Here is a 14,505-nt window from a genome sequence, read left to right on the forward strand (position 1 = left end):
ATAATGTATTTGAAGATGTTGCTAGTGGAAAGAACTTAATATGCTTCTTAACATTGTAGTGACTGTGGTCACCTTCTCACTAAGTGACCAAGTAACTTTTTGGAGGAAATGATGAAACGTTTATTTATTTTGGTTTCAATGGTATTGGTATCGCTTTATATGGTGATAACTTCCGTTGACCATCGAGAAGAGATTTTATTTGGTAACTATCCCTCTGTTGATGTGACAGGAATGGTGATAAATCAACCAGTAGCTGGTCGCGAAGAGGTGACAGAGGCTTTGAGTCACTTGGCGGTAGAGCATAATAGTCTCATCGCCCGTCGGATCGTTGAGCCAAATGAAGCTGGAGAAACACGCTTTACCTATGCCACTTATGGTCAGGGAGAGCTTCCAGCAGGTCTGACCATTTCCTCCAAGGAGAGTGCAGAAACGAGTGATTTATTAGGGTCTTACTTGATTGTGTCAGGAAGTTTGGATGGAGTGAGCTTACAGACCACCTTGAAAGAACTTGGCTATCAAGGCTTTGTTTCGAATGGAGAAGATTCATTTTCGATAGTCTTACTATTGGCTGTCACCCCTATGGTGCTACTGAGTTTAGCTATTTTTCTGCTGACCTTTATGAGTTTGACTCTGATTTATCGGATAAAATCCCTCCGTCAAGCAGGGATTCGTTTAATAGCTGGTGAGAGCTTGTTTGGGGTTGCTCTCAGACCAGTATTAGAAGATATGAGACAGCTTATCTTCTCGGTGATGGTATCCAGTTTTTTGGGAGTGGGAATTCTCTGGTATCAAGGTGCCTTGTTTATGGCAACGGTGCAACTGGTCATCATTGGTCTTTTGCTTTATGGATTGGCCTTGATAGGGATTTCTACCTTACTAAGTGTCGTGTATCTACTTGGTTTACAGGAAAATAGTCTGGTGGATCTATTGAAAGGGAAACTCCCTCTCAAACGTATGATGACATTGATGATGGTGGGGCAACTCTTGGCCGTGCTGGTAGTCGGCTCGAGTGCGACTGCTCTCCTACCCCACTACCGTGAAATGCAGGAGATGGAGAGAGCTAGCGATAAATGGAGCCAGTCCTCAGATCGTTACCGTCTATCCTTTGGTTGGTCTAGTGCATTTGCCGATGAAGAAGGAATGCGTAAGGAGAATCGCGAGTGGCAGACATTTACTGAAGAACGGTTAGCCAATACAGACTCTTTTTATATCATGAGCAATGTTGACAATTTCTCAGATGGAGCAGAAGTAGACCTAGATGGCAATCGTTTCAATGACTACACACCAGCAGGGAATGTCATCTATGTCTCACCGCGCTATCTGATAGAAGAAAAGGTTACCATTTCTTCAGAGTTTATGGACAAGATGCAAAACTTGTCTGAGGGAGAGTTTGGGCTGATCTTGCCTGAGAGCTTGCGAGAGCAGTCTGCCTACTATCAAGGATTATTTACAGACTACCTGCAAAACTTTTCATCTGAAAGTGTAGAAGCGACGAGTCAGAAACACTACCTTCCACAGTTAACGCTAGCTTTTACAGAAACAGGACAGGAACGCTTCCTCTATAACGATGGGTACAAGACGACACGTCAATATCTAAAAGATCCGATTATTGTAGTTCTAACGCCGCAAGCGACTGGAACAAGACCTGTTGCAGGGATGTTGTGGGGAACTACGGCTAATAGTGCCTTGAAACTAGATCGATATGGAGACAGCATCACATCTCTAAAAGAGCAAGGTCTGTATCACAAAGTCTCTTATTTGGTAAAAAGCCAGCTATTTTTTGCCAAGGTACTAAATGACAAACGGATGGAGTTTTACTCTCTCCTTATTGGGACGATTTTGACCCTGTCTACGGCTATCTTGTTATTTGATTCTATGAATCTTCTCTATTTTGAGCAGTTTAGACGGGAGATCATGATTAAACGTCTTTCTGGTATGACAATCTATGAGCTTCATGGCAAGTATTTACTGGCGCAAGGAGGAGTTCTCTTACTTGGGCTAATCCTATCTAGTGTTTTGACAGGAGATAGCTTGATTAGCGCTCTAGTTGTAGCTTTGTTTACGCTTAACGCTCTGTTGATTTTAGTAAGGCAGGATAAAAAGGAAGAATCTGGTAGCATGGCAGTATTGAAAGGAAAATAAGATGATTGATATTCAAGGATTGGAAAAGAAGTTTAATGACCGCGCGATTTTCTCTGGTTTAAATCTCAAGCTGGAGAAGGGCAAGGTCTATGCCTTAATCGGAAAGAGTGGAAGCGGAAAGACGACGCTGCTGAATATCTTAGGCAAACTAGAAAAGATAGATGGAGGAAGGGTTCTCTATCAGGGGAAAGATTTAAAAACCACTCCCACTCGTGAGTATTTTCGAGACCAGATGGGCTATCTCTTTCAAAATTTTGGACTCTTAGAAAACCAATCAATCAAAGAGAATTTGGATTTGGGCTTTGTCGGTCAAAAAATTTCAAAAGTAGAACGTTTGGAAAGGCAAGTAGAGGCTTTAGAAAAGGTTAATCTAGGGTATTTGGATCTAGAACAAAAAATTTATACTTTATCTGGGGGAGAGGCCCAACGAGTTGCCCTTGCGAAGACTATTTTGAAAAATCCACCCTTGATTTTAGCGGATGAACCAACAGCAGCTCTTGATCCTGAAAATTCAGAGGAGGTTATGAATCTCTTGGTGGGCTTGAAAGATGAAAATCGAATTATCATCATTGCGACCCATAATCCCCTAGTCTGGAATAAGGCCGATGAAATCATTGATATGAGGGAGCTTGCTCATGTGTGAAAAAATTCGTATTCGCAGGGTATCTGATTATCCTAGTGCCAGAGGTGGTTTAGAAGATATTCTCATCATGGAAAATATGACCAATCATCTCCTTTTGGTTCAAATCCGAGTGAATGGGTATTTGCTTGATTTTGCTAGTATTGAAGGGCAAAGGCAAAAGCATTATCGTTTGAAAAATTTACCTCAAACGGTTGAACTGACAGTAGACGATGTGGAGGAGGATGTAGATTTGACCTTACCTGAAAATCGAAGTTATCAAGAAGATGATTTTTTCGAACGGATGTTTCGAGAGAACCGATAAGTCCACCTTTAAAGATTTCCAAAACTATCTTTCTTCATGAGGAAAGATAGTTTTTTGGTATGATTTTCACCCCCAAAATACAAGGGGAATGTGTTACAATAGTAGTAACAGATAATAGAAAAGAGAATAGATGAGAATTGCAGATTATAGCGTGACTAAGGCAGTGCTGGAGCGTCACGGTTTTACCTTTAAAAAGTCCTTTGGGCAAAATTTCTTGACGGATACCAATATTCTTCAAAAAATCGTGGATACGGCTGAAATTGATGACCAGGTCAATGTTATCGAAATCGGGCCAGGTATTGGTGCCTTGACCGAGTTTCTGGCTGAGCGTGCAGCAGAGGTCATGGCCTTTGAGATTGACCACCGGTTGGTGCCGATTTTGGCAGATACCCTGCGTGATTTTGATAATGTAACCGTAGTTAACGAAGATATTCTCAAGGTTGATTTGGCGCAACATATCCAGAATTTCAAAAATCCTGACCTGCCCATCAAGGTAGTGGCTAATTTGCCTTATTACATCACGACGCCTATTCTCATGTACTTGATTGAAAGTGGCATTCCGTTTAGTGAGTTTGTGGTCATGATGCAAAAAGAAGTGGCAGATCGTATCTCAGCTCAACCGAATACCAAGGCTTATGGTAGCTTGTCGATTGCGGTGCAGTATTACATGACTGCCAAGGTTGCCTTTATCGTACCTCGTACGGTCTTTGTGCCAGCGCCAAATGTGGACTCAGCTATCTTGAAAATGGTGCGTCGTCCAGAGCCAGCCGTAGCAGTGGAAGACGAGAACTTCTTCTTTAAGGTTTCCAAGGCTAGTTTCACCCATCGCCGCAAGACCTTGTGGAATAACTTGACAGGTTACTTTGGCAAGACTGAGGAAGTCAAGGACAAGCTGACCAAGGCCTTGGACCAAGCGGGCTTGTCACCAAGTGTACGTGGGGAAGCTCTCAGCTTGGCAGAATTTGCCAGCCTAGCAGATGCGCTTAAAGGGCAAGGACTCTAAGATGCAGGGACAAATCATTAAAGCCTTGGCTGGGTTCTACTATGTAGAAAGTGATGGTCAGGTTTATCAAACACGCGCGCGTGGGAATTTCCGTAAAAAAGGCCATACTCCCTACGTTGGGGATTTGGTCGACTTTTCTGCCGAGGAAAATTCAGAGGGCTATATCCTCAAGATTCACGAACGGAAAAATAGTCTGGTCCGTCCGCCTATTGTCAATATTGACCAAGCTGTAGTGATCATGTCTGTCAAGGAACCGGACTTCAACAGCAATTTGCTGGATCGCTTCTTGGTTCTTTTGGAACACAAGGGCATCCATCCCATTGTCTATATTTCCAAGATGGATTTGTTGGAAGATAGAGGAGAATTGGATTTTTATGAACAGACTTATGGTGACATCGGCTATGACTTTGTGACCAGTAAAGAGGAACTCCTGCCTTTGTTAACAGGAAAGGTTACGGTCTTTATGGGGCAGACAGGTGTTGGGAAGTCAACTCTTCTCAATAAAATCGCACCAGACCTTAATCTTGAAACAGGAGAAATTTCAGACAGTCTGGGTCGTGGTCGTCATACCACTCGAGCTGTTAGTTTTTACAACCTTAATGGGGGTAAAATCGCGGACACACCAGGTTTTTCATCACTGGATTATGAAGTGTCAACGGCTGAAGAACTTAATCAGGCCTTTCCAGAGATTGATAGTGTCAGTCGAGACTGCAAATTCCGTACTTGTACCCATACCCACGAGCCGTCCTGTGCAGTGAAGCCAGCAGTCGAGGAGGGAGTCATTGCGTCCTTCCGTTTTGACAACTACCTGCAATTCCTTAGCGAAATTGAAAATCGTAGAGAAACCTACAAAAAAGTCAGCAAAAAAATTCCAAAATAAGGAGAAACCTATGTCTCAATACAAGATTGCTCCGTCAATTCTGGCAGCAGATTATGCCAACTTTGAACGTGAAATCAAACGCCTAGAAGCAACTGGGGCAGAGTATGCCCATATCGATATCATGGATGGTCACTTTGTGCCACAAATCAGTTTTGGTGCGGGTGTGGTCGAATCTCTTCGTCCCCATAGCAAGATGGTCTTTGACTGCCATTTGATGGTAGCTAATCCAGAGCATCATCTGGAAGACTTTGCGCGTGCGGGAGCAGATATCATCAGCATCCATGTAGAAGCAACGCCTCATATTCATGGTGCCCTCCAAAAAATTCGTTCACTCGGTGTCAAGCCATCTGTTGTTATCAATCCTGGTACGCCTGTTGAAGCTATCAAGCACGTCCTTCATCTAGTTGACCAAGTCCTAGTCATGACAGTTAACCCTGGATTTGGTGGTCAAGCCTTTCTGCCAGAAACCATGGATAAGGTTCGTGAGCTGGTTGCCCTTCGTGATGAAAAAGGTTTGAACTTTGAGATTGAAGTGGATGGTGGGATTGATGATAAAACGATTGCTCAAGCCAAAGAAGCTGGTGCGACCGTTTTTGTAGCAGGTTCCTATGTCTTTAAGGGAGATGTCAATGAGCGAGTACAAACTCTCAGAAAACAACTGGACTAGGGTTGCCGTTTTTGCAGGCGGAGACCGCGGTCATTATCGGACAGATTTTGATGCTTTTGTTGGTGTGGATAGAGGCTCGCTCTGGGTCTTGGAAGAAGATTTGCCTCTTGCTCTAGCAGTTGGAGATTTTGATTCTGTGACCGAAGAAGAGCGACAGGTGATTCAAAAACGTGCCCAGCATTTTGTTCAAGCCCGACCAGAAAAAGATGATACTGATTTGGAATTGGCTCTCTTAACCATCTTTGAGCAAAATCCTCAGGTTGAGGTTACTATTTTCGGTGCTTTAGGTGGTCGTATTGATCACATGTTGGCTAATGTCTTTCTACCTAGCAATCCTAAGTTGGCTCCCTATATGCGTCAGATAGCGATTGAGGATGGGCAAAACTTGATTGCCTATTGTCCAGAAGGGATCAGTCAGCTTCAACCTCGTTCAGACTACGACTATCTTGCCTTTATGCCGGTTCGGGATAGCCAGTTGACTATTCTTGGTGCCAAGTATGAGTTGACAGAGGACAATTTTTTCTTTAAAAAAGTGTACGCTTCTAACGAATATATAGATAGGGAAGTTTCGGTGACTTGCCCAGATGGCTATGTGGTCGTGCTGCATAGCAAGGACAGGAGGTAGGATGGAAAGTTTACTTGTTCTATTATTGATTGTCAACCTAGCTGGACTCTTTCTGATTTGGCAGAGGCAGGATAAGCAGGAAAAACATCTGACCAAGAGCTTGGAGGATCAGGCAGATCACTTGTCAGACCAGTTGGATTACCGCTTTGAACAAGCCAGACAAGCCAGCCAGTTGGACCAAAAAGATTTGGAAGTGGCTGTCAGCGACCGTTTGCAAGAAGTGCGAATCGAATTGCACCAAGGCCTGACGCAGGTCCGTCAAGAAATGACTGAGAATCTCCTCCAAACCAGGGATAAGACTGACCAACGTCTCCAAGCCTTGCAGGAATCAAATGAGCAACGTTTGGAACAAATGCGCCAGACAGTCGAGGAAAAACTAGAAAAGACCTTGCAGACGCGCTTGCAGGCCTCCTTTGAGACAGTTTCCAAACAACTGGAGTCTGTCAATCGTGGCCTTGGAGAAATGCAGACAGTTGCCCGTGATGTTGGTGCCCTCAACAAGGTTCTCTCAGGAACCAAAACGCGAGGAATTCTGGGGGAATTGCAACTGGGGCAAATCATCGAGGATATCATGACCCCTGCCCAGTATGAACGAGAATTCGCAACAGTTGAAAACTCTAGCGAGCGAGTGGAGTATGCCATCAAGCTTCCTGGGCAAGGCGACCAGGAATACGTCTATCTGCCAATTGACTCTAAGTTTCCACTGGCAGATTATTACCGCCTAGAAGAAGCCTATGAAGTAGGTGACAAGGATGAAATCGAACGCTGTCGTAAGTCACTCTTAGCAAGCGTCAAGCGCTTTGCCAAGGATATCAAGAACAAGTACATAGCACCACCTCGGACGACCAATTTTGGAGTTTTGTTTGTTCCGACAGAAGGTCTCTACTCAGAAATCGTCCGCAATCCTGTCTTCTTTGATGACTTGAGACGGGAGGAGCAGATTATTGTTGCAGGTCCAAGTACACTGTCAGCTCTCCTTAATTCCCTATCAGTTGGTTTCAAGACTCTCAATATTCAAAAGAGTGCCGACCATATCAGTAAGACCCTTGCCAGTGTCAAGACTGAGTTTGGCAAGTTTGGGGGGATTTTGGTCAAGGCACAAAAACATCTTCAACATGCCTCTGGCAATATTGATGAATTATTAAACCGTCGCACCACAGCTATCGAGCGGACGCTCCGTCACATTGAGTTGTCAGAAGGTGAGCCTGCGCTTGATCTACTCCATTTCCAAGAAAATGAGGAAGAATATGAAGATTAGTCACATGAAAAAAGATGAGCTGTTTGAAGGCTTTTACCTAATCAAATCAGCTGACCTGAGGCAAACTCGAGCTGGGAAAAACTACCTAGCCTTTACCTTCCAAGATGATAGTGGCGAGATTGATGGGAAGCTCTGGGATGCCCAACCTCATAACATTGAGGCCTTTACCGCAGGTAAGGTTGTCCACATGAAAGGGCGCCGAGAAGTTTATAACAACACCCCTCAAGTCAATCAAATTACTCTCCGCCTGCCTCAACCTGGCGAACCCAATGATCCAGCTGATTTCAAGGTCAAGTCACCAGTTGATGTTAAGGAAATCCGCGACTATATGTCGCAAATGATTTTTAAAATTGAAAATCCTGTCTGGCAACGAATTGTCCGAAATCTTTACACCAAGTACGATAAGGAATTCTATTCTTATCCAGCTGCTAAGACCAACCACCATGCCTTTGAAACGGGCTTGGCCTATCATACAGCGACCATGGTGCGTTTGGCAGATGTCGTTAGCGAGGTCTATCCTCAGCTTAATAAGAGTCTGCTTTATGCGGGGATTATGCTGCATGACTTGGCTAAGGTCATCGAGTTGACGGGACCAGATCAGACCGAGTACACAGTTAGAGGCAATCTTCTTGGGCATATTGCTCTAATTGATAGCGAAATTACCAAGACAGTTATGGAACTTGGCATTGATGATACCAAGGAAGAAGTCGTTCTGCTTCGTCACGTCATCCTCAGTCACCACGGCTTACTTGAGTATGGAAGCCCAGTCCGTCCACGCATTATGGAAGCAGAGATTATCCATATGATTGACAATCTGGATGCAAGCATGATGATGATGTCAACAGCTCTTGCTTTGGTGGATAAGGGAGAGATGACCAATAAAATCTTCGCTATGGACAATCGTTCCTTCTATAAACCAGATTTAGATTAATAATTTAAGAAAAATGAGCATTTTTTAGGATAAGAATGTTCGTTTTTTTATGTGAATATGGTATAATAGATAAAATATCAAAATTAAATGAAATGGGAAATAGAAATGAAATTAAGAAGAAGTGATCGGATGGTTGTCATTTCCAACTATTTGATTAATAATCCTTATAAACTAACTAGTCTCAATACTTTTGCTGAAAAGTATGAATCTGCTAAATCATCCATCTCAGAAGATATCGTCATTATCAAACGCGCCTTTGAGGAAATCGAAATCGGCCACATCCAGACTGTGACTGGGGCTGGCGGAGGTGTCATCTTTACACCATCAATCTCAAACCATGATGCTAAGGAAATGGTTGAGGACTTGCGTGCCAAGTTGTCAGAAAATGACCGAATCTTGCCGGGTGGCTATATCTACCTGTCTGATTTGCTTAGCACACCAGCCATCTTGAAAAATATTGGTCGTATTATTGCCAAGAGCTTTATGGACCAAAAAATTGATGCGGTTATGACCGTAGCGACTAAGGGTGTGCCACTTGCAAATGCAGTTGCCAATGTCCTCAATGTTCCCTTTGTCATTGTGCGCCGTGACCTGAAAATTACCGAAGGTTCAACTGTCAGCGTCAACTATGTATCAGGTTCAAGTGGTGACCGCATTGAGAAAATGTTCCTTTCAAAACGTAGTCTCAAGGCAGGCAGTCGTGTCTTGATTGTGGATGACTTCTTGAAAGGTGGCGGAACTGTCAACGGGATGATTAGTCTTTTGCGCGAGTTCGATTCAGAATTGGCAGGGGTAGCGGTCTTTGCGGACAATGCCCAAGAAGAACGTGAAAAGCAGTTTGACTACAAGTCACTCTTGAAGGTAACCAATATTGATGTCAAGAATCAAGCCATCGATGTTGAGGTTGGCAATATTTTTGATGAAGATAAATAAGAGATAGAACTAAAGGTTGGAACGATTGTCCCAGCCTTTCTTTGCAAATAGAATAGAAGGAAGCTTATGAAGACACCATTTATCAATAGAGAAGAGTTAGAAGCGATTGTTGCCGAGTTCCCAACTCCCTTTCACTTGTATGATGAGAAGGGAATTCGTGAGAAGGCCAGAGCCGTCAACCAAGCCTTTTCGTGGAACAAGGGCTTTAAAGAATATTTTGCAGTTAAGGCTACTCCAACCCCAGCTATCTTGAAAATTCTCCAAGAGGAAGGCTGTGGCGTGGATTGCTCTAGTTATGTAGAGCTTTTGATGAGTCATAAACTGAATTTCCCTGGTTCTGAGATTATGTTCTCTTCAAATAACACGCCAGACAAGGAATATGCCTATGCGCGTGAATTGGGTGCGACCATTAACTTGGATGCTTTTGAAGATATTGAACATCTAGAGAGAGCAGCAGGTATTCCAGAAATCATCTCATGTCGTTACAATCCTGGAGGCGTTTTTGAGCTAGGAACAGATATTATGGATAATCCTGGAGAAGCCAAGTTTGGCATGACCAAGGACCAGCTCTTTGAAGCTTTTGCCATCTTGAAGGAAAAAGGAGCCAAGACTTTTGGGATTCACTCCTTTCTAGCATCCAATACCGTCACCCATCTCTATTATCCAGAGTTGGCGCGTCAGCTCTTTGAATTGGCTGTTGAAATCAAGGAAAAGTTGGGCATTTCGCTAGACTTTATCAATCTTTCTGGCGGTATTGGTGTCAACTATCGTCCAGACCAGGAGCCAAATGATATCGCTTTGATTGGTGAGGGAGTTCGTAAGGTTTATGAAGAGGTTCTTACGCCAGCAGGTCTTGATCAGGTCAAGATTTTCACCGAATTGGGTCGTTTTATGTTGGCCCCTCACGGAGCTTTGGTTACAAGAGTGACTCATAAGAAGGAAACCTACCGTACCTATCTCGGTGTTGATGCATCAGCAGTCAACCTCATGCGTCCAGCTATGTACGGAGCCTACCATCATATTACTAACGTGACCCATCCAGATGGACCAGCTGAAGTTGTAGATGTGGTTGGTTCACTCTGTGAAAACAATGATAAATTTGCAGTGAATCGCGAAATGCCTCATACAGAAATCGGTGATTTGCTGGTCATTCATGATACAGGTGCCCACGGTTTTTCAATGGGCTACCAGTACAACGCCAAACTTCGTTCTGCGGAAATCCTCTATACCGAAGAAGGTAAAGCCCGTCAAATCCGCCGTGCAGAGCGCCCTGAGGACTACTTTGCAACCTTGTATGGCTTTGATTTTGAAGAATAAAATGATAAGTAATTGAAAATGAAATTGAAAAACAGATTGCTTTCTAAAAAATAGGCAAAAATCTTGTTTTTCTTTCAAGTCATGATATAATAAAACTATAAAACGTTTTCAAGGAAGGTAACGATATGTCTGAAGAAACAATTGATTATGGACAAGTGACAGGAATGGTGCATTCGACAGAAAGCTTTGGGTCAGTAGATGGGCCTGGTATTCGCTTTATTGTCTTTTTGCAGGGCTGTCACATGCGTTGCCAGTATTGCCACAACCCGGACACTTGGGCTATGGAGTCCAATAAATCACGTGAACGGACGGTAGATGATGTCTTGACAGAAGCCTTGCGCTACCGCGGTTTCTGGGGAAATAAGGGCGGTATTACAGTCAGTGGAGGAGAAGCCCTCTTGCAGATTGATTTCTTGATTGCCCTCTTTACCAAGGCCAAAGAACACGGAATCCACTGTACCTTGGATACCTGTGCCCTTCCTTTCCGTAATAAACCACGTTACCTTGAGAAGTTTGACAAGCTCATGGCTGTCACTGACTTGGTCCTCTTGGATATCAAGGAAATCAACGAAGAACAGCACAAGATTGTCACTAGCCAAACCAATAAAAATATCTTGGCTTGTGCCCAGTATCTATCAGATATTGGAAAACCTGTCTGGATTCGCCACGTGCTAGTTCCAGGATTGACAGATAGAGATGATGACTTGATTGAACTTGGTAAGTTCGTCAAGACCCTCAAAAATGTTGATAAGTTTGAAATTTTACCTTATCACACCATGGGTGAGTTCAAATGGCGTGAACTTGGGATTCCTTATTCACTCGAAGGAGTCAAACCTCCAACAGCAGACCGCGTCAAGAACGCTAAAAAACTCATGGATACCGAAAGTTACCAAGACTATATGAAACGTGTACATGGATAAAAAAGAAGCCTGATGGAAACATCGGGCTTTTGACTTGCAAAAAAGACTTAGCAAACCAGCTAAGCCTTTTTCTTCTTATCTCGAACGTTGTTTTCCAGCGTTGCGATTTTTGTGTTTTTTCTTGCTTGTGATAGCAGTTGGTTGTTCAGGGGTAACGTCTTTTCGTCCATTTGGTTTAGAGAAAGCACTTGCTTTTGGTGGGTTCTTGGCTAGTTCTTCACGGACTTTTTTGCGAAGTTTTGGACGAACGATATAGTTGACGATAAACTGTTGGAGAATCATCATGAAACCACCGACAACCCAATAAAGTGTGACACTAGCTGGTGAGATGAGGGAGAAGCCGGCAATCATGACTGGGCTCACGTAAGCCATTTTCTTGATTTGTTCTCTTTGCATTTCATCTTCTACTCCGTGAAGTGAAAGGAGTGATTGAAGATAGTAAAGGACACCAGCGCAGGCAGCTAAAATCATACTTGGAGAGCCTAGAGGAATGCCTAGGTAACTTGCTTGAGCAACCCCTTCAGTATATTGGGCAGCAAAGTAAATTGCAGAGAAGAAAGGCATTTGAAGGAGGATAGGGAAACATCCTACACCACCAAACATGCTGATACCGTGTTCTTTTTGAGCGGCAAAGAGAGCTTGTTGGGCTTCGAGTTTTTCTTCTTGAGTAGTCGCTTCCTTGAGACGTGTTTGGTGTGGCTCAAGGACGTGCTTGAGGGCGTTCATCTTTTCAGAGTGAAGCGTTGCCTTCCATGATTGGTAGATACCAAGTGGCAAGATAATCAAGCGCACGATAATGGTTACGATGATGATAGCGACACCAAAGCCTAGACCTTGATCAGTAGCGAAGTACTTGATAGCTTCAGCCATAGGAGCTCCGATCGTATTCCAAATAAATCCTATTGGCTTTCCTGTGGCTTTATCGACGCTAACACAGCCAGTCAAGACTAGCAACATAGCCACTCCCATAGCCGAGAGTGCAAAACGTTTAATAGATTTCACTGTTTTTATTCCTTCTTTAAAAATTATACCTTTCTATTCTACTGTTTTTTTACAAAATATACAATAGTTCTAGAGACCTAATTTGCGATTTTAAAGTCAGGGTAGGGAGGAAAGTTGCTTAGTTTGACATCTAAGTAGCTGACTTTTGAAAAAGGTGTGGGTCCTTTGCGGATTTCTTGGATAAATTTTGCCATGGTAGCAGATGAGTCTGCTTGGGCTAATATTTCCACTGTTCCATCGTCGTTATTCCATACTCGACCTGTGATGCCACCAATTTCAAGTGCCAAGCTGTAAACACCCCAACGAAAGCCGACTCCTTGCACCCTACCTTGGGCAATCATTCTAACCTTTTGCATACCAAACCCCTTTGATTGTGTTATAATATTTCTATGACTATTATAACCTCAAAAGCCAATTCTGTGGTAAAAAATGCCAAGAAATTACACCAAAAAAAATACCGCAAGTCTGCTTATTTGATTGAAGGCTGGCACTTGTTTGAAGAAGCTGTCCAAGCTGGATTTACGATTGAGAAAATCTTTGCCTTAGAAAATTACCGAGATCAGTTAGCCTCGTTTCCGCAAACTGTCTGGGTGTCAGAGGATATTTTGCTAGATTTGGCGGATTCTCAGACTCCACAGGGCATTGTTGCGGTGGTTCAAAAAGAAGAAGTAGGGCAAGCTGACTTGAGTCAGGGCAAGTTCTTGTTTTTGGAAGATGTGCAAGATCCTGGTAATGTGGGAACTATCATTCGAACTGCGGATGCAGCAGGTTTTACTGGAGTGATTGTTTCAGATAAGTCAGCAGATATCTACAGTCTCAAGACCTTGCGTTCGATGCAAGGCAGTCATTTCCATCTGCCCATTTACCGGATGTCGAGTCAAGCGCTTCTTAAGGAAACCAAAGAGGCAGCTATCCCTGTGCTAGCAACAACCCTATCTAAAGATTCTGTTGATTACAGAGAACTGCCTCCTATAGAAAATTTTGTACTAGTCATGGGAAATGAAGGTCAAGGAATTAGTCCCCTCATGGCTGAAAGTGCAGATCAATTGGTCCATATTAGCATGAAGGGTCAGGCAGAGAGTCTCAATGTTGCAGTTGCCGCTGGTATTTTAATTTTCCATTTAAGCTAATTTTAACTTTCTTTGTTATAATCAAGGAAAGATGTTCATAGAAAAGGAGAAAAGATGAATCACACTATTATTCACGACCGCGCAGGTCTCAATCAATTTTACGCTAAAGTCTATGCCTTTGTTGGTCTAGGAATCGGACTATCCGCTTTGGTATCAGGCCTTATGTTGACGATCTTTCAGTCTCAGTTAGTTTACTTTTTGATGCAGGGGCGTCTCTGGTTGACCATTGCAACTTTTGCAGAGCTAGCCCTAGTCTTTGTTGCTAGCAGTATGGCTTCAAGGAATAGTCCAGCGGCTCTTCCAGTATTTTTACTTTACTCAGTATTAAACGGCTTTACACTCAGTTTTGTGGTGGCCTTCTATACTCCAGGGACAGTTTTATCTGCCTTTGTATCAAGCGCCCTTCTCTTTTTTGTCATGGCGGCAGTTGGTATCTTCACCAATAAAGACTTGAGTGGGATTGGTCGAGCGATGATGGCAGCTCTCATCGGTTTGATTATTGCTATGATAGTCAATGTTTTCTTGGCTAGTGGCTTCTTTGATTATATGATCAGCGTAGCCATGGTCTTGGTCTTCTCTGGGCTGATTGCTTGGGACAATCAAAAGATTCGCCTTGCCTATGAACAATCACAAGGTCGTGTAGCAACAGGTTGGGTTGTGTCAATGGCTCTCAGTATCTATCTTGATTTTATCAATCTCTTCCTAAGTATTCTACGTATCTTTGGTCGTAATGACTAAAAGGTCTATGAAATC

General features: G+C 43.3%; 16 protein-coding genes. 14 read left to right on the plus strand and 2 right to left on the minus strand.

What is annotated here, in order from left to right:
• Positions 1-111 precede the first annotated feature (111 nt).
• The 12 genes from HT731_RS00530 (at position 112) to pflA (ending at position 11,620) form a co-directional block, all read left to right on the plus strand.
• A complete protein-coding gene (locus HT731_RS00530; protein ID WP_173277192.1) occupies positions 112-2,142 on the plus strand; it encodes a bacteriocin-associated integral membrane family protein in 2,031 nt (676 codons plus the stop codon).
• Position 2,143: 1 nt separating this feature from the next.
• A complete protein-coding gene (locus HT731_RS00535; protein WP_173277194.1) occupies positions 2,144-2,785 on the plus strand; it encodes an ABC transporter ATP-binding protein in 642 nt (213 codons plus the stop codon).
• Positions 2,778-3,086 (plus strand): hypothetical protein, encoded by a 309-nt coding sequence (locus tag HT731_RS00540; protein ID WP_173277195.1) that lies wholly within the window; start codon positions 2,778-2,780, stop codon positions 3,084-3,086. Before HT731_RS00535 ends, HT731_RS00540 begins: the two co-directional genes overlap by 8 nt.
• A gap of 130 nt (positions 3,087-3,216) precedes the next feature.
• Positions 3,217-4,089: a 16S rRNA (adenine(1518)-N(6)/adenine(1519)-N(6))-dimethyltransferase RsmA gene (rsmA, locus tag HT731_RS00545; protein ID WP_173277197.1), complete on the plus strand. Its 873-nt coding sequence runs from the start codon at positions 3,217-3,219 to the stop codon at positions 4,087-4,089.
• 1 nt (position 4,090) lies between these two features.
• The gene (gene rsgA, locus HT731_RS00550; protein WP_136936898.1) at positions 4,091-4,969 is read left to right on the plus strand and encodes a ribosome small subunit-dependent GTPase A; all 879 of its coding nucleotides are present in this window, start codon (positions 4,091-4,093) and stop codon (positions 4,967-4,969) included.
• Between the two features lie 10 nt (positions 4,970-4,979).
• Complete coding sequence (gene rpe, locus HT731_RS00555; protein ID WP_124788247.1) at positions 4,980-5,636, plus strand: ribulose-phosphate 3-epimerase; 657 nt, start codon at positions 4,980-4,982, stop codon at positions 5,634-5,636.
• A complete protein-coding gene (locus tag HT731_RS00560; RefSeq protein ID WP_173277199.1) occupies positions 5,599-6,261 on the plus strand; it encodes a thiamine diphosphokinase in 663 nt (220 codons plus the stop codon). The genes rpe and HT731_RS00560 overlap by 38 nt, the downstream gene beginning before the upstream one ends.
• A gap of 1 nt (position 6,262) precedes the next feature.
• Complete coding sequence (locus HT731_RS00565; RefSeq protein WP_173277202.1) at positions 6,263-7,519, plus strand: DNA recombination protein RmuC; 1,257 nt, start codon at positions 6,263-6,265, stop codon at positions 7,517-7,519.
• The gene (locus HT731_RS00570; RefSeq protein ID WP_173277204.1) at positions 7,509-8,450 is read left to right on the plus strand and encodes a 3'-5' exoribonuclease YhaM family protein; all 942 of its coding nucleotides are present in this window, start codon (positions 7,509-7,511) and stop codon (positions 8,448-8,450) included. The genes HT731_RS00565 and HT731_RS00570 overlap by 11 nt, the downstream gene beginning before the upstream one ends.
• Positions 8,451-8,555: 105 nt before the next feature.
• Positions 8,556-9,383, plus strand: a complete 828-nt coding sequence (purR, locus tag HT731_RS00575; protein WP_173277206.1) for a pur operon repressor — start codon at positions 8,556-8,558, stop codon at positions 9,381-9,383.
• A 66-nt stretch (positions 9,384-9,449) separates the two neighbouring features.
• Positions 9,450-10,700, plus strand: coding sequence for a diaminopimelate decarboxylase (locus HT731_RS00580; RefSeq protein ID WP_173277207.1), 1,251 nt, complete (start codon positions 9,450-9,452; stop codon positions 10,698-10,700).
• Positions 10,701-10,825: 125 nt separating this feature from the next.
• Positions 10,826-11,620, plus strand: coding sequence for a pyruvate formate-lyase-activating protein (pflA, locus tag HT731_RS00585; protein WP_001288286.1), 795 nt, complete (start codon positions 10,826-10,828; stop codon positions 11,618-11,620).
• Positions 11,621-11,695: 75 nt separating this feature from the next.
• Here pflA and yidC read toward each other — a convergent pair whose 3' ends face one another.
• Both yidC and HT731_RS00595 read right to left on the minus strand, forming a co-directional pair.
• Complete coding sequence (gene yidC / locus HT731_RS00590) at positions 11,696-12,622, minus strand: membrane protein insertase YidC (RefSeq protein ID WP_173277209.1); 927 nt, start codon at positions 12,620-12,622, stop codon at positions 11,696-11,698.
• 77 nt (positions 12,623-12,699) lie between these two features.
• Positions 12,700-12,978, minus strand: a complete 279-nt coding sequence (locus HT731_RS00595; protein WP_001174616.1) for an acylphosphatase — start codon at positions 12,976-12,978, stop codon at positions 12,700-12,702.
• A 33-nt stretch (positions 12,979-13,011) separates the two neighbouring features.
• Between HT731_RS00595 and HT731_RS00600 the strand changes: the two genes are divergently transcribed.
• On the plus strand, positions 13,012-13,752 hold the full coding sequence (locus tag HT731_RS00600) for an RNA methyltransferase (protein ID WP_173277211.1): 741 nt from the start codon (positions 13,012-13,014) through the stop codon (positions 13,750-13,752).
• Positions 13,753-13,806: 54 nt separating this feature from the next.
• Positions 13,807-14,490 (plus strand): Bax inhibitor-1/YccA family protein, encoded by a 684-nt coding sequence (locus HT731_RS00605; RefSeq protein WP_173277213.1) that lies wholly within the window; start codon positions 13,807-13,809, stop codon positions 14,488-14,490.
• Positions 14,491-14,505 lie beyond the last annotated feature (15 nt).

It is taken from the genome of Streptococcus sp. k-163 (assembly GCF_013277555.1).
In the GTDB taxonomy this organism is placed as follows: domain Bacteria; phylum Bacillota; class Bacilli; order Lactobacillales; family Streptococcaceae; genus Streptococcus.

Coding starts and splice junctions, on each gene's coding strand:
- HT731_RS00530 (WP_173277192.1), top strand. CDS start 112: ATGAAACGTTTATTTATTTTGGTTTCAATGGTATTGGTATCGCTTTAT.
- HT731_RS00535 (WP_173277194.1), top strand. CDS start 2,144: ATGATTGATATTCAAGGATTGGAAAAGAAGTTTAATGACCGCGCGATT.
- HT731_RS00540 (WP_173277195.1), top strand. CDS start 2,778: ATGTGTGAAAAAATTCGTATTCGCAGGGTATCTGATTATCCTAGTGCC.
- rsmA (WP_173277197.1), top strand. CDS start 3,217: ATGAGAATTGCAGATTATAGCGTGACTAAGGCAGTGCTGGAGCGTCAC.
- rsgA (WP_136936898.1), top strand. CDS start 4,091: ATGCAGGGACAAATCATTAAAGCCTTGGCTGGGTTCTACTATGTAGAA.
- rpe (WP_124788247.1), top strand. CDS start 4,980: ATGTCTCAATACAAGATTGCTCCGTCAATTCTGGCAGCAGATTATGCC.
- HT731_RS00560 (WP_173277199.1), top strand. CDS start 5,599: ATGAGCGAGTACAAACTCTCAGAAAACAACTGGACTAGGGTTGCCGTT.
- HT731_RS00565 (WP_173277202.1), top strand. CDS start 6,263: ATGGAAAGTTTACTTGTTCTATTATTGATTGTCAACCTAGCTGGACTC.
- HT731_RS00570 (WP_173277204.1), top strand. CDS start 7,509: ATGAAGATTAGTCACATGAAAAAAGATGAGCTGTTTGAAGGCTTTTAC.
- purR (WP_173277206.1), top strand. CDS start 8,556: ATGAAATTAAGAAGAAGTGATCGGATGGTTGTCATTTCCAACTATTTG.
- HT731_RS00580 (WP_173277207.1), top strand. CDS start 9,450: ATGAAGACACCATTTATCAATAGAGAAGAGTTAGAAGCGATTGTTGCC.
- pflA (WP_001288286.1), top strand. CDS start 10,826: ATGTCTGAAGAAACAATTGATTATGGACAAGTGACAGGAATGGTGCAT.
- HT731_RS00595 (WP_001174616.1), bottom strand. CDS start 12,978: ATGCAAAAGGTTAGAATGATTGCCCAAGGTAGGGTGCAAGGAGTCGGC.
- HT731_RS00600 (WP_173277211.1), top strand. CDS start 13,012: ATGACTATTATAACCTCAAAAGCCAATTCTGTGGTAAAAAATGCCAAG.
- HT731_RS00605 (WP_173277213.1), top strand. CDS start 13,807: ATGAATCACACTATTATTCACGACCGCGCAGGTCTCAATCAATTTTAC.